This is a genomic window from Actinacidiphila rubida (assembly GCF_900110255.1).
Taxonomy (GTDB): Bacteria; Actinomycetota; Actinomycetes; order Streptomycetales; family Streptomycetaceae; genus Actinacidiphila; species Actinacidiphila rubida.
In genome coordinates this window covers 97,309-119,872 of record NZ_FODD01000001.1, presented here as the reverse complement: position 1 = coordinate 119,872, position 22,564 = coordinate 97,309, and the positions used below count along the sequence as shown (strand labels likewise).

24 protein-coding genes and 1 riboswitch are annotated in these 22,564 nt (G+C 73.7%); of the genes, 10 read left to right on the top strand and 14 right to left on the bottom strand.

The annotated features are described in order from the left end of the window. Positions 1-39: 39 nt before the first annotated feature. Both BMW99_RS00555 and BMW99_RS00550 read left to right on the top strand, forming a co-directional pair. Positions 40-687, top strand: a complete 648-nt coding sequence (locus BMW99_RS00555; protein WP_069462564.1) for an RNA polymerase sigma factor — start codon at positions 40-42, stop codon at positions 685-687. Beyond that, the gene (locus BMW99_RS00550; protein WP_107451485.1) at positions 684-1,595 is read left to right on the top strand and encodes a hypothetical protein; all 912 of its coding nucleotides are present in this window, start codon (positions 684-686) and stop codon (positions 1,593-1,595) included. Before BMW99_RS00555 ends, BMW99_RS00550 begins: the two co-directional genes overlap by 4 nt. A gap of 132 nt (positions 1,596-1,727) precedes the next feature. Here BMW99_RS00550 and BMW99_RS00545 read toward each other — a convergent pair whose 3' ends face one another. Then, on the bottom strand, positions 1,728-2,024 hold the full coding sequence (locus BMW99_RS00545; protein WP_069462565.1) for a DUF4031 domain-containing protein: 297 nt from the start codon (positions 2,022-2,024) through the stop codon (positions 1,728-1,730). Between the two features lies 1 nt (position 2,025). Beyond that, positions 2,026-2,397: a hypothetical protein gene (locus BMW99_RS00540; RefSeq protein ID WP_069462566.1), complete on the bottom strand. Its 372-nt coding sequence runs from the start codon at positions 2,395-2,397 to the stop codon at positions 2,026-2,028. Between the two features lie 96 nt (positions 2,398-2,493). Between BMW99_RS00540 and BMW99_RS00535 the strand changes: the two genes are divergently transcribed. Next, positions 2,494-3,462, top strand: a complete 969-nt coding sequence (locus tag BMW99_RS00535; protein WP_079138254.1) for a MurR/RpiR family transcriptional regulator — start codon at positions 2,494-2,496, stop codon at positions 3,460-3,462. A gap of 87 nt (positions 3,463-3,549) precedes the next feature. After that, positions 3,550-4,485 (top strand): N-acetylmuramic acid 6-phosphate etherase, encoded by a 936-nt coding sequence (gene murQ / locus BMW99_RS00530; protein ID WP_075016032.1) that lies wholly within the window; start codon positions 3,550-3,552, stop codon positions 4,483-4,485. A gap of 362 nt (positions 4,486-4,847) precedes the next feature. On the opposite strand, the gene groL is transcribed toward murQ, so the two are convergent. From groL to thrC, 4 genes are all read right to left on the bottom strand, one after another. Then, entirely contained in the window at positions 4,848-6,470 is a 1,623-nt protein-coding gene (gene groL, locus BMW99_RS00525; protein WP_069463699.1) for a chaperonin GroEL, read from the bottom strand. A gap of 298 nt (positions 6,471-6,768) precedes the next feature. Then, positions 6,769-6,975, bottom strand: coding sequence for a cold-shock protein (locus BMW99_RS00520; RefSeq protein ID WP_005486335.1), 207 nt, complete (start codon positions 6,973-6,975; stop codon positions 6,769-6,771). Positions 6,976-7,405: 430 nt separating this feature from the next. Continuing rightward, positions 7,406-7,681, bottom strand: coding sequence for a MoaD/ThiS family protein (locus tag BMW99_RS00515; protein WP_069463698.1), 276 nt, complete (start codon positions 7,679-7,681; stop codon positions 7,406-7,408). Beyond that, positions 7,678-9,027 (bottom strand): threonine synthase, encoded by a 1,350-nt coding sequence (gene thrC, locus BMW99_RS00510; protein WP_069463697.1) that lies wholly within the window; start codon positions 9,025-9,027, stop codon positions 7,678-7,680. Before thrC ends, BMW99_RS00515 begins: the two co-directional genes overlap by 4 nt. Continuing rightward, a riboswitch (SAM riboswitch) is annotated at positions 9,021-9,152 on the bottom strand. Its footprint overlaps the gene before it by 7 nt. 256 nt (positions 9,153-9,408) lie before the next feature. Between thrC and BMW99_RS00505 the strand changes: the two genes are divergently transcribed. After that, entirely contained in the window at positions 9,409-10,374 is a 966-nt protein-coding gene (locus tag BMW99_RS00505) for a glucosyl-3-phosphoglycerate synthase (protein WP_069463696.1), read from the top strand. Positions 10,375-10,392: 18 nt separating this feature from the next. On the opposite strand, the gene hpxZ is transcribed toward BMW99_RS00505, so the two are convergent. The 4 genes from hpxZ to BMW99_RS00485 form a co-directional block, all read right to left on the bottom strand. Next, the gene (hpxZ, locus tag BMW99_RS00500; RefSeq protein ID WP_075016031.1) at positions 10,393-10,773 is read right to left on the bottom strand and encodes an oxalurate catabolism protein HpxZ; all 381 of its coding nucleotides are present in this window, start codon (positions 10,771-10,773) and stop codon (positions 10,393-10,395) included. 1 nt (position 10,774) lies between these two features. Next, positions 10,775-11,344: a DUF1097 domain-containing protein gene (locus BMW99_RS00495; RefSeq protein WP_075016030.1), complete on the bottom strand. Its 570-nt coding sequence runs from the start codon at positions 11,342-11,344 to the stop codon at positions 10,775-10,777. Positions 11,345-11,500: 156 nt separating this feature from the next. Then, the gene (locus tag BMW99_RS00490) at positions 11,501-12,778 is read right to left on the bottom strand and encodes an amidohydrolase family protein (protein ID WP_075016029.1); all 1,278 of its coding nucleotides are present in this window, start codon (positions 12,776-12,778) and stop codon (positions 11,501-11,503) included. A 178-nt stretch (positions 12,779-12,956) separates the two neighbouring features. After that, positions 12,957-13,622 (bottom strand): GntR family transcriptional regulator, encoded by a 666-nt coding sequence (locus tag BMW99_RS00485; protein ID WP_075016028.1) that lies wholly within the window; start codon positions 13,620-13,622, stop codon positions 12,957-12,959. Positions 13,623-13,704: 82 nt separating this feature from the next. Here BMW99_RS00485 and BMW99_RS00480 point away from each other — a divergent pair, with 82 nt between their 5' ends. From BMW99_RS00480 to BMW99_RS00470, 3 genes are all read left to right on the top strand, one after another. Further along, positions 13,705-14,940: an acetamidase/formamidase family protein gene (locus tag BMW99_RS00480; RefSeq protein WP_079175879.1), complete on the top strand. Its 1,236-nt coding sequence runs from the start codon at positions 13,705-13,707 to the stop codon at positions 14,938-14,940. Beyond that, complete coding sequence (locus tag BMW99_RS41060) at positions 14,937-16,190, top strand: amidase family protein (protein ID WP_075016026.1); 1,254 nt, start codon at positions 14,937-14,939, stop codon at positions 16,188-16,190. Before BMW99_RS00480 ends, BMW99_RS41060 begins: the two co-directional genes overlap by 4 nt. 868 nt (positions 16,191-17,058) lie before the next feature. Continuing rightward, positions 17,059-18,474 carry an alpha,alpha-trehalose-phosphate synthase (UDP-forming) gene (locus tag BMW99_RS00470; protein ID WP_069466705.1) on the top strand — a complete coding sequence of 472 codons (1,416 nt, stop codon included), beginning with the start codon at positions 17,059-17,061 and terminating at the stop codon, positions 18,472-18,474. Positions 18,475-18,494: 20 nt separating this feature from the next. Here BMW99_RS00470 and BMW99_RS00465 read toward each other — a convergent pair whose 3' ends face one another. The 4 genes from BMW99_RS00465 to BMW99_RS00450 form a co-directional block, all read right to left on the bottom strand. Continuing rightward, complete coding sequence (locus BMW99_RS00465) at positions 18,495-19,040, bottom strand: GNAT family N-acetyltransferase (RefSeq protein WP_069466706.1); 546 nt, start codon at positions 19,038-19,040, stop codon at positions 18,495-18,497. A gap of 72 nt (positions 19,041-19,112) precedes the next feature. Further along, positions 19,113-20,501, bottom strand: coding sequence for an SMI1/KNR4 family protein (locus tag BMW99_RS00460; protein WP_075016025.1), 1,389 nt, complete (start codon positions 20,499-20,501; stop codon positions 19,113-19,115). A 54-nt stretch (positions 20,502-20,555) separates the two neighbouring features. Next, positions 20,556-20,990 (bottom strand): hypothetical protein, encoded by a 435-nt coding sequence (locus BMW99_RS00455; RefSeq protein ID WP_069464831.1) that lies wholly within the window; start codon positions 20,988-20,990, stop codon positions 20,556-20,558. After that, positions 20,987-21,379 carry an ATP-binding protein gene (locus BMW99_RS00450; protein WP_069464832.1) on the bottom strand — a complete coding sequence of 131 codons (393 nt, stop codon included), beginning with the start codon at positions 21,377-21,379 and terminating at the stop codon, positions 20,987-20,989. The genes BMW99_RS00455 and BMW99_RS00450 overlap by 4 nt, the downstream gene beginning before the upstream one ends. A gap of 114 nt (positions 21,380-21,493) precedes the next feature. On the opposite strand from BMW99_RS00450, the gene BMW99_RS00445 reads away from it, so the two are divergent. Further along, on the top strand, positions 21,494-22,309 hold the full coding sequence (locus tag BMW99_RS00445) for a Scr1 family TA system antitoxin-like transcriptional regulator (RefSeq protein ID WP_245791113.1): 816 nt from the start codon (positions 21,494-21,496) through the stop codon (positions 22,307-22,309). After that, positions 22,306-22,560, top strand: a complete 255-nt coding sequence (locus BMW99_RS00440) for a DUF397 domain-containing protein (RefSeq protein WP_075016024.1) — start codon at positions 22,306-22,308, stop codon at positions 22,558-22,560. Before BMW99_RS00445 ends, BMW99_RS00440 begins: the two co-directional genes overlap by 4 nt. The last annotated feature ends 4 nt before the right edge of the window (positions 22,561-22,564 follow it).

Below are 22,564 nucleotides of genomic sequence, written 5' to 3'. Positions count from 1 at the left end.
GACGGGAACCTTCGCCCCGGTGCCGGACACGAACAGGGCATGGAACTGAACGACGCCGGTCCCACCGCATCCGTGGGAGGGATATCCGACCGGGAGTTGTGGGCGCGGGCCGTCGACGGCGACCGGGAGGCGTTCGGCCGGATCTTCGACCGTCATGCGAAGACCGTCTACAACCACCTGTTCCGGCGCACGGCCGACTGGTCCGAGGCCGAGGACCTGACCTCGGCGGTCTTCCTCCACGCGTGGCGCCGGCGGTCCGAGACCGTGCTGGACCGCGACTCGGCCCTGCCGTGGCTGCTCGGCATCGCCGACCGGCTGGTGTCGAACACCAGGCGGCGGCTGCGGCGCGCCGAGGCCCTGTTCCACCGGCTCGTCTCCCACGAGGAGCCGGTGGCCGACCACGCGGAGCGCGTCGCCGGCCTGGTCGACGACGCGCGCCGGATGTCGCGGATCCACCGGGCGCTGGCCCGGCTCCCGCGCCACGAGCGCGAGGTCGTCGAGCTGTGCGTGTGGTCGGGCCTGGACCAGCAGGCGGCCGCGGTGGCGCTGGGGGTGGCGGTCGGAACCGTGAAGTCCCGGCTGCACCGGGCCCGCCGACGGCTGGGGGCCGACCTCGCCGGAGGGCCACCGGTCCTGACGTCGTCCAGTCCCAGGAAACCCGTCACCGCGGAGGAGGTCGCTCGATGAATGACACGCAGGGTGTTCCCGCGCCTCCCCCCGATCGCGATCTGCCGGACCACCGGCGGATCCGAGAGGACCTGATGATGAAGATCGATCCAGACGACAAGCACACGTCGACGGCGCGCAGGTGGGGCGTGCCGCTCGGCATCGCCGCCGGTGTCGCGGCCATGAGCATCGGGGCCGTGGCGGTCTTCGGCGGGGAGGGGGCCGCCGCGCCCGTCCGGGCCGGCGCCGGCGCGGGCGGAAGCGCGACGAGCCCCGCCGCGTCCCCGAGCCAGACGCACGTCTCGCCGTCGGCCGGGACCGGTTCGGCGGGTACCCGCACCGCCCCCGCGACCCCTGGCTCGTTCACGGTGACGAGCACGACGACGACTCCCATCGACGCCGGGACCGTCGCCAGGATCCTGGCCTCGTGCCTGGGGTCGGACGCGTCGCGGTACCACGCGGTGATCGCGGTCCGCACCCCGGTCGCCACACGCGACTGGGACGGCGCGGTCGTCGCCGTCGACTCGGGCGGCCGGTACGTGCAGTGCGAGACCAAGGGCGACCGGGGCACCAGCCAGGACGTCCCGCCGACGTTCATCAACGACCGCCTGTGGGGCACCGGTCACCTCGTCGAGTACTTCGACTCCACGGGCGGGCAGGCCGGCCCCGGGAAGTACCTCTCGCTCGGCGCCGGGCACGTCACGTCGAAGGCCGCCAAGGTCACCATCAGCTACGGCGAAGACCGGACGGAGTACCCGGCGGTCCTCGGGGGCGGCGCGTTCTTCTACGCGGCGGCCTTCTCCGGCACCGCCTCCGCCCACACGCCCTTCTCCGCCGCGACGGCACCGTACGTCCATGCCTACGACGCCGCCGGCAAGGAGATCTACGACCAGACGAAGGACCCGCGGTTCACCGGCACCGGCAAGTAGTCCGGCCGCACACCGGCCCTCACGACCGCTCGCCCTAGTACGGCCGGTCTCACGGCCGCGCTCATCACCACGCTCATCATCACGCTCCCGACCGCTCTCACCGCTGCCCCGGCGCCGTCGCCGGGGCAGCGGTCAGCGGCTCACGCCGGGGTCGGGCTCAGTGTCCGGCGCCGCGTGCTTGCGCCGCCGCAGCCCGGCGGCGTGCAGCCGGGCGACGATCTCCTTGCTGCCGACCTGGATCGCGCCGAGCCGCACCGCGTCGCCGTAGCGGGCGGCCGGGATGTCGTAGTGGTCCCGCTCGAAGGCGCGCGCGGGAGCGCCCAACCGCTCGGCGAAGGCGTGGAGTTCGGCGAACGACTCGTCGCTGACCAGGTGCGACCAGTAGCGGCCGTGGCCGGGCCAGGTGGGCGGGTCGATGTACACCGCCACCTCAGGCCGCCCCGAGCGATCCCACCGCGGCGACCGCCTCGCCGCGCGCCTCGCAGACCCACTGCGGGTCCGCCCCCAGTTCGGGTTCCACGGTCAGCGCGTGCGGCTCCTCGCAGTGCGGGCACAGCGGCCAGCGGCCGTACGCCTCCATGAGCGCGTCCTGCACGTCCTGGGCGAGCAGGCCCGTGACGAAGTCCGCGCCGTCGGGCCACTGCTGCAGCCACCACCGGCGCTTGCTCACCGCCTCCTCCAGCAGCGAGACGACGGTGGCCTCGGCGACGTCGCGGGCGGTGAGGTCGGCGAGGACCAGCGCGCGGGCGCCGTGCACCACGGCCTCCAGGTCCGCGTCGCGGGAAGGGTCGGTTGCGTCCATGCCCCCATTGTCGCCCGACGCGGCGGCCGCCTCCGCGGGCCGCGTCCCCCTTCCGTGGTCTTGACGCCGGTCCTGCCTGAAAATACCTTTCACAAGGTGACCTATAGCGTGAAGGAAACTTTCTCCCCGAGCGTCCGCGCCCTCCGCGGCGTGCCCGGCGCGCCCGCCCTGCCTGTCGCGCCCCCCGACCCGGGGGCCCTCGCCGCCAAGGTCCGCACCCTCGCCCCCTCGATGACCCGCTCGATGCAGCGTGTCGCCGAGGCCGTGGCGGGAGACCCGGCCGGCTGCGCCCACCTCACCGTGACCGCCCTCGCCGTCCGCACCGGCACCAGCGAGGCCACCGTCGTGCGCACGGCCCGGCTGCTGGGCTACCCCGGCTACCGTGACCTGCGTCTCGCCCTCGCCGCGCTGGCCGCCCAGCAGGCCACCGGTGCGCCGCCCGCCGTCACCGCCGACATCGCCGTCGACGACCCGATGGCCGACGTGATCACCAAGCTCGCGATGGAGGAGCAGCAGACCCTCGCCGACACCGCGGCGCAGCTGGACACCGCCCAGCTGGAGGCGGCGGTCAGCGCGCTGGCCTCGGCCCGCCGGATCGACGTCTACGGGATCGCCGCGTCCGGCCTCGTCGCCCAGGACCTCGTGCAGAAGCTGCTGCGGATCGGGATGATCGCGCACGCCCACGCCGACCCGCACCTGGCCGTCACCAACGCCGTCCAGCTGCGCCCCGGGGACGTGGCGCTGGCCATCACGCACTCCGGCGGCACGCACGACGTGATCGAGCCGCTGCGCGCCGCGTTCGACCGCGGCGCGACCACCATCGCCATCTCCGGCCGCGCCGACGGGCCGGTGACGCAGTACGCCGACCTGGTGCTCACCACGTCCAGCTCCCGGGAGAGCGAGCTGCGCCCCGCCGCGATGTCCAGCAGGACCAGCCAACTGCTGGTGGTGGACTGCCTGTTCATAGGCGTCGCGCAGCGCACGTACGAGGACGCGGCACCCGCGCTGTCGGCCTCCTACGAGGCCCTGGCGCACCGGCACAGCCCGCGGGCGCACCGCGCCTGAGCGGCGTGCCGCGGCGGCCCTCCGCACGCACCGCCCCGATCCCCCCACCGCACGTCACTTCATGCGATAAGGATGAACGAGCCGCATATGACCCACCAGTACACCGAGCTGCGCCGCGAGTTGGAGACGCTGACCACCGAGGCGTTCCGGCCCGAGCTCGCCGAGATCGACCGCATGCCGACGCTGGAGATCGCCCGGATCATGAACGGCGAGGACGCCACGGTGCCGGCCGCCGTCGCCGGCCAGCTGCCCGCGATCGCCGCGGCGATCGACGGGATCGCGGCGCGGATGGAGCGCGGCGGCCGTCTCGTCTACGCCGGGGCGGGCACCGCGGGGCGGCTCGGCGTGCTCGACGCCAGCGAGTGCCCGCCGACGTTCAACACCACGCCCGGGTGTGAGGTCGTGGGGCTGATCGCGGGCGGTCCGGACGCGATGGTCACCTCGATCGAGGGCGCGGAGGACAGCAAGGAGCTGGCGGCGGCCGATCTGTCGGCGCTGCGGGTGACGGCCCTGGACGCGGTGGTGGGCATCTCGGCGTCGGGCCGCACCCCGTACGCGGTGGGCGCGGTGGAGCACGCGCGGACGGTCGGGGCGCTGACCATCGGGCTGTCGTGCAACGCCGGCTCGCAGCTGGCCGCGGCCGCGGACCACGGGATCGAGGTGGTGGTCGGGCCGGAGCTGGTGTCCGGGTCGACCCGCCTGAAGTCCGGGACGGCGCAGAAGCTCGTGCTGAACATGCTGTCGACGATCACGATGATCAGGCTCGGCAAGACGTTCGGGAACCTGATGGTGGACGTGCGGGCGTCCAACGAGAAGCTGCGGGCGCGGTCGCGGAGGATCGTGGCGCAGGCCACGGGGGCGGACGACGCGGCGATCGAGGCGGCGCTCACCGCGACGGACGGTGAGGTCAAGCAGGCGATCCTGACGTTGCTCGCGGGCGTCGACGCGGCCACGGCGGGGCGGCTTCTCGCCGACTCCCGCGGCCACCTCCGCGCCGCGCTCAACCCCTCCCACCCCTCCTAGCCACCCGCCCCCGGTCGGGCCCCAGTTGCCCGGGCGCGGTTTCCCCCTGCCCGGGCACGGGGTTCGCCCTGTGCCCGGGGGGTTCGCCCTGCACGGGCGAGGGGTCACCTACAGGGGCGCGGGGAACTGCGCGAGCAACCGGCCACCGGCCGGTGGTCCGGGCACGACAGCAACGGCCCCTTCGGGGCGGTGACGACCCGCGCCACCGCGCGCGCTGAGCGCGCTGCACCCCGCGCCCCTGACGGCTGAGCTCCGCCCGCACAGGGCGAACCCCCGCCCGGAAAGGGCGGGACCCGGGAAACGGAGCGGCGCCCCGCTCCCGGAGGGAGCAGGGCGCCGTGTTCCGTGCCGAAGAGCAGGACTCAGAAGTCCATGTCCCCGCCGGGCATGCCGCCCGGAGCGGCGGCAGCCGCCTTCTCCGGCTTGTCGGCGATGACCGCTTCCGTCGTCAGGAAGAGCGCGGCGATCGACGCCGCGTTCTGCAGGGCGGAGCGGGTGACCTTGGCCGGGTCGATGATGCCCTCGGCCACGAGGTCCACGTACTCGCCGGTCGCGGCGTTGAGGCCGTGACCCGGGGTGAGGTTGCGGACCTTCTCCACCACGACGCCACCCTCGAGGCCGGCGTTGATGGCGATCTGCTTCAGCGGGGCCTCCAGGGCGAGCTTGACGGCGGCCGCACCGGTCGCCTCGTCACCCTCCAGCTCCAGCTTCTCGAACACCGCGGACGCCTGGAGCAGGGCCACGCCACCACCGGCGACGATGCCCTCCTCGACGGCGGCCTTGGCGTTGCGCACCGCGTCCTCGATGCGGTGCTTGCGCTCCTTGAGCTCGACCTCGGTCGCCGCGCCGGCCTTGATGACGGCCACGCCGCCGGCCAGCTTGGCGAGGCGCTCCTGGAGCTTCTCGCGGTCGTAGTCGGAGTCGCTGTTCTCGATCTCCGCGCGGATCTGGTTGACCCGGCCGTTGACCTGGTCGCTGTCGCCGGAGCCGTCCACGATGGTGGTCTCGTCCTTGGTGATGACCACCTTGCGGGCGCGGCCGAGCAGGTCGAGGCCCGCGTTCTCCAGCTTCAGGCCGACCTCCTCGGAGATGACCGTGCCGCCGGTGAGGATCGCGATGTCGCCGAGCATCGCCTTGCGGCGGTCGCCGAAGCCCGGGGCCTTGACGGCCACGGACTTGAAGGTGCCGCGGATCTTGTTGACGACGAGGGTGGAGAGCGCCTCGCCCTCGACGTCCTCGGCGATGATCAGCAGCGGCTTGCCGGACTGCATGACCTTCTCCAGCAGCGGGAGCAGGTCCTTCACCGCGGAGACCTTGGAGTTGACGATCAGGATGTAGGGGTCGTCGAGCGACGCCTCCATCCGCTCCAGGTCGGTGGCGAAGTAGGCGGAGATGAAGCCCTTGTCGAAGCGCATGCCCTCGGTGAGCTCGAGCTCGAGCCCGAAGGTCTGCGACTCCTCGACGGTGATGACGCCTTCCTTGCCGACCTTGTCCATGGCCTCGGCGATCAGCTCGCCGATCTGGGTGTCGGCGGCGGAGATGGAGGCGGTGGAGGCGATCTGCTCCTTGGTCTCCACGTCCTTGGCCTGCTCCAGCAGCGCGGCGGAGACGGCCTCGACGGCCTTCTCGATGCCCCGCTTGAGGGCCATCGGGTTGGCGCCCGCGGCGACGTTGCGGAGGCCTTCCTTGACCAGCGCCTGGGCGAGGACGGTCGCGGTCGTCGTGCCGTCACCGGCGACGTCGTCCGTCTTCTTCGCGACCTCCTTGACCAGCTCGGCGCCGATCTTCTCGTACGGGTCCTCCAGCTCGATCTCCTTGGCGATGGAGACGCCGTCGTTGGTGATCGTGGGGGCGCCCCACTTCTTCTCCAGGACGACGTTCCGCCCCTTGGGGCCGAGGGTGACCTTGACGGCGTCGGCGAGCTGGTTCATCCCGCGCTCGAGACCGCGCCGCGCCTCCTCGTCGAACGCGATGATCTTGGCCATGTGAAGTGGTCCTCCCGGACAGGCGTGGAGTTGCGCTCGGACCGCGTGGCGCCCGCGACGGACGGCCTACCGGCCGCCGGTTCCTTTCCGGCGCCCGACCGGCCTCGCCGACCCGGTCCTGCTGTCACTCTCACTCGGAGAGTGCTAACGCCAATGATTAGCACTCCCCCCAGGCGAGTGCAAGCGAGTCGGGCACCCGCGGCACGGAGTCGCGGACGCACGAAGGGTCCGCTTCCGTGACGGAAGCGGACCCTTCGGCGTACGAGCGTCGCGTCGATGGCCGAGCGCGCCGGGATGTTCAGCCTGCTGCCAGCCGGACCATGTCCGCCTGCGGTCCCTTCTGACCCTGCGAGATCTCGAACTCGACCCGCTGGCCTTCCTCGAGGGTGCGGTAGCCGTCCATCTGGATCGCGCTGTAGTGGACGAACACATCCGCACCACCGTCGACCGCGATGAAGCCGTAGCCCTTCTCCGCGTTGAACCACTTGACGGTGCCCTGAGCCATTCCTAACTCCCCTATTGCTGGCCCTATCGCGGCCCCGCACTCCGCGGGCCCGGGTCAGACCTCACCCCCGCGAGTGCCCCTTACCCATCGACGGGTGGGGGCCCTGGGGGGCGTGCGCCGGAACGCGTCGACCGCGGCTGAATGTATCTGCACGGATGCCCACTGCAACAGGTCAATTGGACGAGAATTCTGGGCGCGACCCATCGGATATACACCGGTAAACACCCATAACGCGGGGCATCTCGGACCGGACAAACCCGGAAGAAGCGGAATTTTCGCTCGTGAATTTGGCGATAAATCGCCGCAGCGGCGTGAGGAGCGTACTTGCCCCCGGCAACAGTACCGGTCTTCAACCATCGGCCGGACACGCGGGTGCCCCGTCCACCCTCAGGGATGAACGGGGCACCCGACTCCGGGGGCGTCCGGAGGTTCAGCCGCCGGCCACCGCGGGAATGATCGAGACACTGGCGCCGTCCGGCACCACGGTCGACAGTCCTTCGGAAAAGCGCACATCGTCATCGTTCACATAAACGTTCACGAAGCGACGGAGTTTTCCGGTGTCGTCGAGAACTCGCGCCGAAATGCCGGCGTGATTCTTCTCCAGCGACTCGATGACCTCGGCGAGCGTCGCACCCTCGGCGGGCACCTCGGCCTGGCCGCCGGTGTAGGTGCGGAGGATCGTGGGGATACGGACGGAAGCACTCATGCGAGGCCAGCCTCTCGGAACGCGGCAAGGGTGGGTCGGATGGTCGCGGTCGGCCGTGCGGTGGCCTCCACCGCGTTGAGGGTCTTCAGGCCGTCGCCGGTGTTGAGCACGACGGTCTCGGTGGCCGGGTCGAGCTGACCGGTCTCGATCAGCTTGCGCAGCACGCCGACGGTCACGCCGCCCGCGGTCTCGGCGAAGATGCCCTCGGTGCGGGCGAGCAGGGTGATCGCGTCGACGATCTGCTCGTCGGTGACGTCCTCGACGGCGCCGCCGGTGCGGCGGGCGATGTCCAGGACGTAGGGGCCGTCGGCGGGGTTGCCGATGGCCAGCGACTTGGCGATGGTGTCCGGCTTGACCGGGCGGACCACGTCGTGCCCGGCCTTGAACGCCGCGGACACCGGCGAGCAGCCCTCGGCCTGGGCGCCGAAGATCTTGTAGGGCTTGTCCTCGACCAGGCCGAGCGCGATCAGCTCGCGCAGCCCCTTGTCGATCTTGGTGAGCTGGGACCCGGAGGCGATCGGGATGACCAGGTTGTCCGGCAGCCGCCAGCCGAGCTGCTCGGCGATCTCGTAGGCGAGGGTCTTGGAGCCCTCGCCGTAGTAGGGCCGCAGGTTGACGTTGACGAAGCCCCAGCCCTCGCCGACCGGGTCGCCGATCAGTTCGGAGCAGAAGCGGTTCACGTCGTCGTAGCTGCCCTCGATGGCGACCAGCTCGCCCCCGTAGACGGCGGCCATGACGACCTTCGCGGACTCCAGGTCGTGCGGGATGAACACGCAGGAGCGGAAGCCCGCGCGGGCGGCGGCCGCGCCGACCGCGCCGGCCAGGTTGCCGGTGGAGGAGCAGGAGAGCGTGGTCAGGCCGAAGGTGCGGGCGGCCTCCAGCGCGATGGCGACGACCCGGTCCTTGAAGGAGTGGGTCGGGTTGCCGGAGTCGTCCTTGACGTGCAGGCCGCCGGTGATGCCCAGTTCGCGGGCGAGGTTGTCGGCCTTGACGAGCTTGGTCCAGCCCGGGTGGAGGTTGCGCTGGGTGGCCACGTCGGCGGGGACGGGCAGCAGCGGAGCGTAGCGCCAGATGCTGGCCGGGCCGGCCTCGATCTGCTTGCGCAGTCCCTCGGGGTCACCGGTCGGCAGGTCGTAGGCGACCTCCAGCGGGCCGAAGCACTCCTGACACGCGAAGATCGGGCTGAGCGGGAACCGGGTGCCGCACTCGCGGCAGGACAGCGCGGCCGCGGGGCCGAAGGCGCCGTCGAGCGGGGAATCCGCGGAGCCCGGGGGCACGGTCTCATCGGTCGGATGCGTCGGGTCGGCGGTGTGCACAGCCATGATGGCGAGGCCCTTTCTCCTCATCTTCCTCACGCCGCGGGTCGCGTCGCAAGACGGAATTGGCACCTTCCCCACCGTGTGACCTCGCGGTCGGCGGGAGGGTTGCCGGGGCTTCAACGGGCCGTTCCCTCTGCCCCTCTGGATGAGCGGTATGCAGTTGTGAACAGGTGCGCTCCGGCACCGTCCGGCGGGTCCGACCCCGACATGCGAGCACGGACCGCGTTGTTCAAGACTGTAACCGACGACTCCGGAGGCTGAGAGGCTCGTCCGTACCGCGAGATGGATCACGAGGTCCCGTCTCGGCGTTCGGAGCTGTTCAGAGGGTGTACAGAGGTGTTCGGGGCGGTGTGGCGCGGTACGGCGCCGTGCGGTGCCGGACAGCGATTCACGGCAGGAGTGGCACACGTGCTCGATGAGGTGGAGCGCTGGCTGGCGCGGCGATCGTGGTCGGCGGCCGAGCGGCCGCTCGACCTGCTGCTGGCGGCCAAGCGCGCGGCCGGTGCGCAGGGCACGGTGAGCGTGGTGCTGCCCGCGCTCAACGAGGAGGAGACGGTCGGCGAGATCGTCGAGACGGTGCGCCGCGAGCTGATGGGACCGGAGGCTCCGCTGGTCGACGAGCTGGTGGTGGTGGACTCCGGGTCCCGCGACCGCACCGCGCAGGTCGCGGCGCGGGCGGGCGCGCGGGTGGTGGCGCGCGACGCGATCCTGCCGCGGCTGCCGGCGGTGCCGGGCAAGGGCGAGGTGCTGTGGCGCTCCCTGCTGGTCACCAGCGGGCAGATCGTGTGCTTCGTGGACGCGGATCTGCGGCGGTTCGACGCCGGGTTCGTGTCGGGGATCATCGGTCCGCTGCTCACCGAGCCGCCGGTGCAGCTGGTGAAGGCGATGTACGACCGGCCGCTGGAGGCGGGCGGAAAGGTGGTGCCGGCCGGCGGCGGGCGGGTCACCGAGCTGGTGGCGCGGCCGTTGCTGAACCTGCACTGGCCGCGGCTGGCGGGCTTCGTGCAGCCGCTGGGCGGGGAGTACGCGGCACGCCGCTCGCTGCTGGAGCGGCTGCCGTTCCCGGTGGGCTACGGCGTCGAGCTGGCGATGCTGATCGACGCGCTGGGACTGGTCGGTCTCGACGCGCTCGCGCAGGTCGACGTGGGGGTGCGGCGGCACCGGCACCAGGACGGCCAGGCGCTGGGGCGGATGGCCGCGTCGATCTACCGCACGGCCCAACTGCGGCTGTCGCGCGGCCCGCTGGTGCGACCGGAGCTGACCCAGTTCGAGCGGGTCGGCACGGAGTTCGTGCCGACCACGCACGCCGTCGAGGCGGCGGAGCGCCCGCCGGTGCTGAGCCTGCCCGAGTACCGGTCGCGGCACGCCGCCTGAGCGCCGGGCCGCGACCGGTCAGCCCGCGGGCCGCTGCGAGACGTGGGCGGCCACGACCCGCCACCCTTCGGGCAGCCGCACCCACGTCTGGGACTGCCGCCCGACCCCGCGCACCGCGTCGCGTACGAACACGGTCGTGGTCACGGCGAGATCGGTGCCGAAGGTGGTGACCTCGGTGCGCGTGCGCGTCCGGTCCAGACCGGCGGCCGGCCGGGACCGGCGGAACGCGGCGATCTCGTCCGCGCCGAACAGCTCCTCGCCGGCGCCCAGCCGCACGGTGTGCGGGTCGTTCCAGAACAGGGCGTCGAGCACGGGGATGTCGTTGCCGGTCAGCGCCGCCTCGTAGGCGTCGGCCAGCGCGGTCACCTCGGCGACCACCTCGGGCCGGTTGACCTCCACGTCAGCCGGCCTGGGCGGCCGAGGGCGCGGGCTTCCCGACGGCGCCCCGGTCGTCGTCGGTGGCGGGCGTGGCAGTGGCGAAGGTGAGGCGGCCGGCCAGGTACGCGTACACGGGGCCGAGCGCGTTCATCGCGACCACGCTCACCCAGGCCGCCCACACGCTGCCCGCGTGGTAGCCGAAGCCGCCGAAGAACGTCGCGAAGTACGAGGCGAAGCCGAGGAACATCCCCGGCACCAGGGAGGTCGCGCGCAGCCGTCCGGTGTACATCAGGGCGGTGTTGAGCACGAGGATGACCGCGGCCAGCAGGGCGTCCTGCGTCCAGCGGCCGGTGCCGGCGTGCGGGGCCAGGTGCTGGTCGATCAGCACGATCGCCAGGGCGAAGGCCGAGCCGACGGGCATCGCCGCCCACAGCCGGCGGGCGTTGGCCAGGCTCGGCGGGCCCATCAGATGGAGCCCGGCCCAGGAGATGAAGATCGCCCACGGGGGCAGGTCGAGCGTGGTGCCGCCGACGAAGGCGGTGGTCGCGGCGAGGACGGATGCGGCGATCTCATGGGGGACGCGTTCGCGCACGGCGGTCTCCTTGCGATGGGTGAGGAAGGGTCCGGCGCCCGGCGGGGAGCGCGGGCGGGCATGCGGCGGTGCGGGACGTGCGGGCGGGCGGGTGCGGACGCCGGTGCCCGCGGGTGATGCGGACGTGCCGACGCGGGACGGCGGCGGCCGGAGGCGTCAGGCGGGCTGCGGGACGCGGCCGTCGAGGACTTCGGTGGTGCGGGTGGTCCGGGCGACGACGCGGCCGCGCTTCACGACCCAGCGGCGGTCCGGCCGGTCGGTGAGGACGTCGGCGCGGCGCCGGGTGCCGAGCACGACCAGGTCGGCGCGGGCTCCGGGCCGGATGCCGTAGTCGGCGTCGGTGCCGGTGATCCTGGCGGCGGAGGTGGTGGCCATGGCCAGGATGCGTTCGGTGTCGGCCGGGCTGCCCAGGTGGCAGGTCTGCGCCAGCAGCAGGCCGATCTCCAGCATGTCGGCGTTGCCGAACGGCGTGAACGCGTTGCGGACGTTGTTGGAGGAGTAGCCGGTCAGCACCCCGGCGTCCAGCAGTTCGCGGACCGGGGTGACGCCCCGGCGCACCGCGGCCGTGTCGCCCCGGCCGCCGAGGTGCAGGTCGGTGGCGGGCAGGGCGACGACGGCCACCCCGGCCTCGGCCAGGCGGCCGATCACCGCGGCGCGTTCGGCGGGTGCGCGGGCGGCGAGCGAGGTCACGTGCCCGAGCGCCACCCGCCCGGCCATGCCGTGCCGCTCGGTGGCGTCGGCGATCGCCTCGGCCAGCGCGAACCGGGCGTCGCGGGTGTCGTCGGCGAAGTCGGCGTGCAGGTCGGCGGGGACGCCGAACTCGTCGGCCAGGGCGAAGACGGTGTCGATGTGGCGGCGGCACGCGTCGAGGTCGCCCTCGTTGTACGTGCAGCCGCCGACCACGTCGGCGCCGCGGCGCAGCGACTCGCGCAGCAACTCGTAGGTGCCCGGAGCCCGTTCGATGCCCTCCTGGGGGAACGCGACCACTTGGAGGTCCACCATGTCGCGGTGGGACTCGCGCAGTTCGAGCATCACGTCCAGGCCGGTGAGGCCCGCGATCGGGTCCACGTCGGGGTGGGCGCGGATCAGGGTGGTGCCGTTGGCGACCGCCCAGCGCAGCACGGTGGCGGCGCGGGCGCGGACCGTCTCGGGCGTGAAGCCGCGCTTGAGCGTGCCGGTCACCTCGATCGCGCCGGCCAGCGTGCCAGCGGCGTTGGGGAGTTGCCGGTCCAGCAGCGCCTTGTCCAGGTGCAGGTGGGCCTCGATGAGGCCTGGCAGCACCACCATGCCGTCGCAGTCCAGGGTCTGTGCCGCTTCGGCGTCCGGCGGTACGTCGCCGACCGCGGCGATCACGCCGCCGGCGATCGCGATGTCCACGGTGTGCGGGGGGTCCGCGTCGTCGACGCGGGCACGGCGCAGCACGAGGTCGTACACGGCACGCTCCTTCCGGGTTTCCGGTGGACCGGATTCGCTCCTGGAAGGTGTATACAAATCTCGGGTTACGGTGCTCCGCGTCCTTCGATGACGGCCGTGTTTCCGTTCCCTCCCCACCACCCGGGCACCCGCTCCCGGCTCGGGCGATGAGCCCCGGCGGGCGTCCGGCGGCTCGGGATCAGTGCTTTCCGCGCAGGCGGTAGGCGGCCTGGGCGCGCCGGATGTGTTCGGCCACCCGCTCCCGGGCCGCGTCGGGATCCCGGTCGCGCAGGGCCTGCACGATGCCCTCGTGCTCCGCCCAGGACTCGGGCGCCCGCCGGGGGTGTCCCAGTGAATACACCCAGGAGATCTTGTAGCCGAGCTGGGCGACCAGAGCCGCCAGGGTCGGACTGCCGGACGCCTCGGCGAGCACCTGGTGGAAGCGGGTGTTCAGCTCGGCGAGTCCGGCCGGGCCGCCCGCCGAGCCGGCGTCCAGCATCTCCCGCGCCTCGGCGATGAGCAGTTCCAGCGTGGCCAGTTGGACGGGCGTGCGGCGCAGGGCCGCGCGCTCGGCGCCGAACGGCTCCATCAACAGCCGGATCCCCAGCAGGTCTTCGGCCTCGGACTCACTCAACTCGGCGACGAACGTGCCCGCGTAGGGGCGCGAGTGGACGAATCCCTCGGACTCCAGCGTGCGCAGCGCCTCGCGCACGGGAATGCGCGAGACCCGGTACCGGGCCGCCAGGCCCTCCTCGGTCAGCCGCTCGCCCGGCGTGAACACCCGGCCGACCACGTCGGCCCTGATCGCCGCGCACACCGTCTGCGTGGTGTCGCGCCGCCGCACCGCGCCCCGCTGCTCCGCCATCCGCCCGCCTCCCGATCGCCGGCCCCGCCCCCATCAGCGGCGTTAACCGACCCGTAATAGTTGTATGCAATGGTCCCCCGCCATGAGCGTACTTCAGCCGTACGAGGGCCGGACGGGGGGCGCGGTGTATCTCGCCGCGGAGCCGGCGGCGACGCTGTGGGGTCTGCTGCCCAACGCCGCGAGCCGCCCCGTGCTGACCGTGGACTCCGGCAGCGTGGTGTGCGTGGACACGCTCAGCCACGAGGGGATCCTGCCCGACCAGGGCGGCGACCCGGCCGCGTTCTTCGCCGCCGCGGGCATCGGGCCCGGCGCCGTGCTGCGGGACGCCGCCGAACTCGCCTCCCTCGGCGGGCCGTCGGACGCGCGGGCGCGCGGCCCCCATGTGGTCACCGGGCCGATCGCGGTGTCCGGCGCGCGGCCGGGGGACGTGCTGGAGGTCGAGGTGCTGAAGCTGCGGCGGCGCACCGGCTACGGCGTCATCAGCAACCGGCACGGCCGCGGGGCGCTGCCCGGCGAGTACCCGGCCGCCCCACCCGGTCACCCGGACGGGGTCCCGGTGCCGACGGTGAGCCTGGTGGCGCACGTCGACGAGGACGGGCGCGGCCGCCTCCCGGTCGGCGACGGGCGCGACATCCGCTTCCCGCTCGCGCCGTTCCTCGGGATCATGGGCGTCGCCCCGGCCACCGACGAGCCCGTCCACTCGGTGCCGCCCGGCGCGCACGGCGGCAACCTCGACATCCGCGTGCTGACCGCGGGCACCCGGCTCTTCCTGCCCGTGCAGGTGCCCGAGGCGCTGTTCTACGCCGGGGACCCGCACTTCTCGCAGGGCGACGGCGAGGTGGCGCTGACCGCCTTCGAGGCGCCGCTGCGCGCGACGGTCCGGCTCACGCTGCACAGCGACCCGGCCGCCCGCCGGCTCGCCGCGCGCCTGGGCGGCCCCTACGCGGAGACGGCCGGGCACCTGCTGGTCACCGGGCTCGACCCGGATCTGGACGAGGCGGTCCGCAAGGCCACCCGCGCGGCCCTCGCCTACCTGGCCGAGCGCTGCGCGCTGCCGCCCCACGTGGCCCTGGCCTATCTCAGTGCGGCGGTGGACCTGCGCATCTCCCAGGTCGTCGACCGGGTCAAGGGCGTCCACGTGATGCTCCCCAGGGAGGACCTCGCCCCTCTCCTGGCCGGGCCCGCACCCGTGGCAGCCGCGGCCGGGGTTCCCGGTCAGGCGGTGTCCTGTCCGGACGCGCCGCTCCGGATGCCTGCTGCCGCGCCCGGCACCGGCACCACCCACCCGGCGGTACCGGGCGACGGGGGTCCGGCGTGACGGCCGGCCCCCCGGGCGCGGGGCCCGGGAGCGGCGGGCCCGCCGGGCTCGGCGCGCTCGTGCCGGCCCCCCTGATCGGCCCCTTCGTCCCCTGGCTGCCGGCCGACACCGCGCCGCCCGGCGGCGTGTCCGCCGACGCCTGGGAGCCGGCGGGCCTCGCGGGGGCGCGCCTCGCGGTCAAGGACGTCATCGACATCGCCGGCGTCCCGACGGGCAGCGGCCACCCGGCGCTGCTCGCCGCGGCACGCCCCGCCCCCGCCCACGCGGACGCCGCCGCGCGGCTGCTGGCCGCGGGCGCGCGGTACACGGGCAAGACGCACACCGACGAGCTCGCCTACAGCCTCGGCGGCACCAACGCGCACTACGGCGCTCAGGCCAATCCCGCGGCGCCCGGCCGGCTGGCCGGCGGCAGCTCCAGCGGAACGGCCGCGGCCGTGGCGGGCCGTCTCGCCGACATCGGGCTCGGCACGGACACGGCGGGGTCGATCCGGGTACCCGCGTCGTACTGCGGCCTGTACGGGCTGCGCCCGACGCACCGCCGGGCCGACCGCACCGGGATGGCCCCGCTCGCCCCCTCCTTCGACACGCCGGGCCTGCTCACCCGCACGCTGCCGCTGCTCGCCGCGGGCGCCGCCGCGTTGCTGGACGGCTCCGGCGAGGACGGGCCGCCACGGCGGCTGCTGGTGCCCGCGGACCTGTGGGCCTGCGCGGCGGACCAGGTCCGCGCGGTGCTGCGGCCACGGGCGGACGGGCTCGGCCGGGCGCTGGGGCTGCGCCCGGATCCCGCGCCGCTGTTCGACGCGGGCGCGCCGGTGGCGCACGGGCGGGCCCTGGAACTCTTCAGCCTGGTCCAGGCCGCGGAGGTGTGGCGGGCCCACGGTCCCTGGGTGCGGCGGGAACGGCCGTCGTTCGGGCCGAACGTGGCCGCGCGGCTGGCCCGCGCCGAGCGGATCTCCCCGCGTGAGGAGGATGCGGCCCGAGCCGACGTCGCGCGCGTACGCGGGTGGCTCGCACGGCGGCTGGACGGGGCGGTGCTGGTGGTTCCGGCGACGCCGACGGCCGCTCCGCGGTGGGGTGCGGCTGCGTCCGGCGATCGCTCGGCCCTGCTCGGCCTGACCTGCGTCGCCGGCCTCGGCGGGCTCCCCGCGGTGGCCCTCCCGGCGGGGTCCCCCCTCCCGGTCGGCCTCTGCGTCCTGGGTCCCCCCGGGTCCGACGAGGCTCTCCTCTCGGTAGCCGCGCTCGTCCCTTGACGGCGGGGTGCCCCGGGTTTTGCTGGGTTCGGCCGACGGGGTGCCCCCGGGGCTTGTCGGCCGTCCACCGGCCGGTGGGTGGTTCGGCATCCGGGGTGCCCCCGGGGCTTGTCAGCCGTCCACCGGCCGGTGGGTGGTTGCTCGCGCAGTTCCCCGCGCCCCTGGTGTGCGTGCCCTTTGTCCGTGGGGTCGGGGGCGCTCCGGAAGCGTCTCCTCGGAAATGTGCATACGGGTTCGTCCGTCTCGGCACCCGGGGGCCGCGCACATTTCTCTGCGGGGAGCACTTCCTCCCCACCCCCTCCCGCTTATCCACCGTGCGGCGGGGGACATGGGGCACGGCCAAGGTCTTCCCGCAGACGGGGACGGACCGGAAGGGGACGATCCGGGTGTGTCCCCGCAGAGCTTTGCAAGGCCCCGGCCCACCTCTTCGGAAAAAGCCGCCATGCAAAGCTCGAGGAGACACTCCCGGAGTGGCCCCTGACCCCACCCACGAACCTGCACCGCCAGGGGCGCGAGGAACTGCGCGAGCAACCACGACGAGACCGGCAGACGGCAGCGCGCAGCGCGCGGCACCCCGGATGCCGAAAGGGGCGCGGGGAACTGCGCGACAAGCCACGACGAGACCGGCAGACGGCAGCGCGCAGCGCGCGGCACCCCGGAAGCCGAAGGGGCGCGGGGAACTGCGCGAGCAACCCACCACCGGCCGGTGGACGGCGGACAAGCCCCGGGGGCAGCCCGGATGCCGCAGGGGCGCGAGGAACTGCGCGAGCAACCACGGCGAACCGTGGGACGGCGACGCACCGCAAGGGGCAGGACCAGCCCCGAACAGGGCAAGCCCCGGGGGCACCCCGTCGGCTAGGCTCGCCGCATGGCGCATTCTGCGAGGATCCTCGTCGCCTCCAACCGCGGCCCGGTGTCGTACACCGTCGCATCCGACGGCACCCTGACCAGCAGACGCGGCGGCGGCGGCCTGGTCTCGGGGCTGAGCGCGATCGGCCCGGACGCGGGCGCGCTGTGGGTGTGCGCCGCGCTCTCCGACGGCGACCGCGAGGCCGTCCGTCAGGGGCGGTCGGAGCCGGGCTCGCACATGATCGCCGTGCCGCCGGACGTGTTCCACGCCGCGTACAACGACATCGCGAACTCCGTGCTGTGGTTCGTCCACCACATGCTGTACCAGACGCCGCTGGAGCCCGTCTTCGACGAGGAGTTCCGCGGGCACTGGGCCGCCTACCAGGCGTACAACACGGCGTTCGCGGACGCGCTCGCGGAGGACGCCGCCGAGGGCGCCGCGGTGCTGGTGCAGGACTACCACCTGGCGCTGGTGCCCGCGCTGCTGCGCGAGCGCCGCCCCGACCTGCGGATCGGCCACTTCTCGCACACGCCGTGGGCGCCGCCGGACTACTTCCGGCTGCTGCCGGACGACGTGGCGGCGGAGCTGCTGACCGGCATCCTGGGCGCGGACCGCGCCGCGTTCCTGACCCGCCGCTGGGCGGACGCGTTCGCCGCGTGCTGCGCGTCGGTGCTGGGCGCGGAGGTCGCCGAGGACGGCGGCGCGGTCACCTTCGAGGGGCGGACGACGCGGCTGGGCGTGCACGGCCTGGGCGCGGACGCCGAGTTCCTGCGGGAGCGCGCGCACCGCGACGACGTGGCCGAGCGGATCGGGACGCTGCGCGCGGAGGCCGGTCCCGGCCGGCGGCTGATCGTGCGGGTGGACCGCACGGAGCTGTCGAAGAACATCGTCCGCGGCCTGCTGGCGTACCGGCGGCTGCTGGAGAACCACCCGGGCTGGCGCGAGCGCGTCGTGCACGTGGCGTTCGCCTACCCGTCGCGGCAGGACCTGGCGCTGTACCGCGCGTACACCGAGGAGGTGGCGCGGGTCGCCGGGGAGATCAACGAGGAGTTCGGCACGCGGGACTGGCAGCCGGTGCTGCTGAAGGTGGACGACGACTTCGCCCGCTCGCTGGCCGCGTACCGGCTGGCGGACGTGGCGCTGGTGAACCCGATCCGCGACGGCATGAACCTGGTCGCGAAGGAGGTCCCGGTGGTCTCCGACCGCGGGGTGGCGCTGGTGCTGTCGCGGGAGGCCGGCGCGTTCGAGGAGCTGGCCGAGGACGCGATCACCGTGAACCCCTACGACATCCGGCAGACCGCCGACGCGCTGAACACGGCGCTGACCATGCCGGAGGCCGAGCGGGCGGCACGCACCAAGCGCCTCGCGGACGCGGCGACGGCGCTGCCGCCGTCGAAGTGGTTCCTGGACCAGCTGGACGCGCTGGGCGGCTGAGCCGACGCGGTCCCCCGCGCTTACCCCGCGGCCCGCAGGTCGTTGAGGTACAGCACCTTGTCGTACCGGTCGGCGCCGACCGCGACGAAGTCCGGCAGCCTGCCGTACTCGCGGAAGCCCAGCGACCGGTAGAGGTCCAGGGCGCGTGTGTTGTCGCCGCGGGCGTCGAGCGTCAGCACCTCGATGCCGGCCTGCCGCGCGTCCTCGACCAGCGCCGCGGTGAGCAGCCGTCCGAGGCCCCGGCCCTGGTGGGCGCCGTCCACGGCGACCTTCTCCAGGTCCGCGTGCGGGCGGTGCGTCGGGCGGGTGTAGCGCAGCCAGTAGCCGAACCCGGCGGTCCTGCCGTCGGCGACGGCCACCCGCAGCGCCGCGTCGCCCGCCGCGGCGGCCGCCAGGACATGGGCGACCAGGGCGTCGACCTCGGCGCGGGAGGGCGGGTCGACCCACCCGAGGGCGGCGCCGCCGCCTACCAGCGCGCCCAGGATGCGGTGCGCCGCCTCCGCGAAGCCGGCCGCCCCGCGCGGCCCCGCGGCCACCCCGGCCGCGTCCAGCAGCAGGTGCTCCATCGGCGCCCTTCCCGTGTCCCGGCCGGCCGCGCCCGGACGGACGTCGTGCCTGGTCGCACCCTAACGGCCGCCTCAGCCGCGGGGGGTGGTGAGGATCTCGCGGCCGCGTTCCGGGGTGATCAGCTGGGCGAGGACGGGGTGGGCGAGCAGGGAGATCGGCGCGATGTGGTCGTCGCACACCGGCCGCCACAGCCGCAGCGCGGCCCGCAGTTCGGGCCACGCCTCCTCGATCAGCCCGGCACGCACCGCCCGCACCTTCAGCGGGTTGGCCATCGGGTCGGGCGGGGGGATGGGGCCGCCGCCCGCGTGCGTCAGGACGGCCACGAGGCCGCCGGGGCGCCGCGCGGGCGTGCCGGACGCCCGGAACGCGGGCTCCGCGGCGAGCCGGTCCGCCACGGCGTGCACGGCCGCGTCGAAGTCGGGCGGCCCGAACGACAGCCGGAAGCCCGGTGCGGCGGAGCGTGCCTCGTAGTCGGCGATCAGGTCGCGGACGGCCTGCGGCGCGTGTTCCTTGAGCCGGGCCAGCGGCCGCAGCCCGTGCCGCTCCACCAGCTGGTCCTGGCGGATCAGCAGCGGCAGCAGCTCGGCGGTGAACAGCGGCCCGAGCAGCGCGTCCGCCTGGTGCGGACGATGCCACACGAGGTCGGACACGCCCCGCTGCCAGTCGCCGAGCAGCGCCTTCATCTGCATGTGCAGCACGTCGGCCCGCTGGTGCCCGAACTCGTGCGCCTCGGCGAGGACGGCGAGCGGCCCGTCGACCTCCCCGGCCAGGATGGCCCGCCGGGCCTGCTCGACCTCGGTGTCCCATCGGTCCCGCGTGGGGCCGGGCGGCCTGCGCAGGGCGTGGAAGGACCGCCACTGCGCGCGCATCAGGTCGTGGAAGGAGTCGTGCCGTTGCAGGCCCTCACCGGACCAGGAGGCCAGCCAGTAGCCCGCCCACTCGCCGTCCTCGTTCACGTCGCCGGGGTCGAGGAGCATCACCGCGGCGTCCCCGTCCAGCGACAGCCGCAGCGAGCGGGCGAGGACGCGCGCCTCGCGGACGCCGTACGGCTCGGGTTCGTCGTCGTCGAACTCCTCCCCGTACGGCTCCTCTTCACGGGCGCCCGGCTCCTCCTCGGCGTCGTCTCCCGCGATGTCCTGGTAGACCTCGATCCACGTCCGCTCGTCGGTGTCGCGGAGCCATGCCAGCTCCTCGGTGCCCGCCAGCCGGTAGATGAAGTTCCCCGCGTCCCGCCAGCCGTCGGTGACGAGCAGGAACTCCCGCAGCGACGGCGGCAGCCGGCGCCCGAGCCGGGCCTCGGCGGCCGCCACCTGCGCCTCGGCCGCCGCCGCGAAGCCCAGCCAGGTGTCGCGTACGACCTCCTCGGCGAGAGGTGCGTCGCACTCCGGGTCGTGCCCGGCGACCCACTCCTGGCTCCACAGTTCGAGAAACGGCCGCCACGCCGTACGCTCGTCGCCCATCGCCCGCCCCGATCTCCCGGTCCGTGCCGCTGACTCCAGCGCTCTGCCCCCACTTCACCACGGGGGTCTGACAACGCCCTCCGGAACCCTGCTCAACCCGAGCCGCAGCCGCCCCTCGACGGCGTTCCGCGCCAGGTAGGAGGCCACGTCGTCGGCCGTCGCCCGGCGCGGCAGCGGCGCCAGCCCGACGACGAGGGCGGCCGGTCCGCCGCCCCGGACGAACGCGCACCAGCGCTCCCCCACCGGCACGCGGATCAGGTGCTCCGAGCCGTCCAGCCGCACGGCGGCGTGCTCCGCTCCGAGCACCGCGACCCGGTCCCCGACGTCCGGCAGCCGCCGGGCCGCAGGCGCCAACCGCAGCGAGCGCGCGAGCAGTTCACCGGCCGCCGGATCGGGGTGCACGAGCAGCAGGAACGCGACGGGACCCCAACCGGTCCGGTCCAGCCACGACCACGCGGCCGTCTCGTTGATCACCGGCACCGTCGTCATCGCAGCTCCACCCACACCTGCTTGCCGGTCGCGGTCAGCGTCGTGCCCCACCGCGCGGACACGGCCGCGATCAGCAGCAGACCGCGCCCGCGCTCCTCGGTCGCGCCGGGCTCCGGCCGCGGCACCGGCACGACGTGCGAGCGGTCCGCGACGGTCACGCGGACGCCGCCGCCCGGCAGCCGTTCCAGGCGCAGTTCGCACGCGGACGACGCCACGTGCCGGTGGACGTTCGCGAGCAGTTCGGTGACGCACAGTTCCGCCGCCTCGGCGAGATCCGTGCGCCCCCAGGCGCATAACTGCGCGCGCGTGCGCCGGCGTACGCCGGTGAAAGCCGCGGGATCCGCGGCCAGTTCGTGCACCACCGCGGTGGGTGGAGATTTCAAGGTCATGCTGACTACGGTCGCCGCCGGTCACTACGGTGACCAGGGACGACCTGACCCCCTGTCAGATGGGGGCGGCACTGGTCCCGGTGTGTACGGCGTGTGTACGGGGAGGTGGCACGCGTGTCCTCCAAGAGCGAGGGTTCCGCGAGCATGCGGATGTTCGGCGCGGTGGCGCGCGGCCTGCGCGAGAACGCGGGCGTCACGACGGACGCGCTGGCCGAGCACGTCGGTTACTCGAAGTCGCTCCTGATCAAGGTGGAGCGCGGCGAGCGCATGCCGCCACCGATGTTCGTGGAGAAGGCGACGGAACTCTACGACTGCGGCGAGCTGCTGGCCCGCGCCGCCGCCCATCTCGAACGCCGCAGCGACTTTCCGGAGTGGTTCGAGCCGTACGCCGACCTGGAGCGGACGGCGATCAGCCTGTACACGTACAGCACGCTGGTGTTCCACGGACTCCTGCAGACCGAGGGTTACGCCCAGGCCGTACTGGGTGCTCGCTGCCCGCTCCTCGAAGCCGACGAGGTCGAACGCCGCGTCGAGGCCCGCCTGGCCCGGCGGGCGTTGTTCTCACGCACCCCCGCTCCCCAACTCGCCTTCGTTATTGAGGAGTCCGTGCTTCGGCGACCAATCGGCGGCGTCGAAGTGCTGCGAATGCAGCTTCGGCGCACCCTGGACATTGCGGAGATGCGTGGAGCCACCGTTCAGATCTTGCCGACGAGCTTCGAGACCCACGCCGGGTATGACGGACCGATGACGCTCATCGAGAACCCGAGACGCGAGCAGTACGCCTATCTGGAAGCCCAGGAGCACAGCTTTCTTGTGGACGACCGCGACGAGGTCAGTGAACTCCACCAGCGCTATGCGATGATCCGTTCGCAGGCCCTCAGCGTGAGGGAGTCCGCGAAGGTGATCGAGCAGATAGCAGGGGAGCTATGACCTCCGACCTCACCTGGTTCAAGTCGAGCTACAGCGGCAGCGGTGGCGGCGAGTGCGTCGAAGTCGCCCTGGAATGGCGGAAGTCCACGCACAGCGGAACCAACGGCGGCGACTGCGTCGAGGTCGCGGCGTGCCCGCAAACCGTCCACGTGCGGGACTCCAAGGACCCCGAGGGGCCCGTCCTCACGTTCCCCGCCGCCGCGTGGTCCGCGTTCCTGACGTTCGCGGCGGCGGACGGCGCGCGCGGCTGATCGG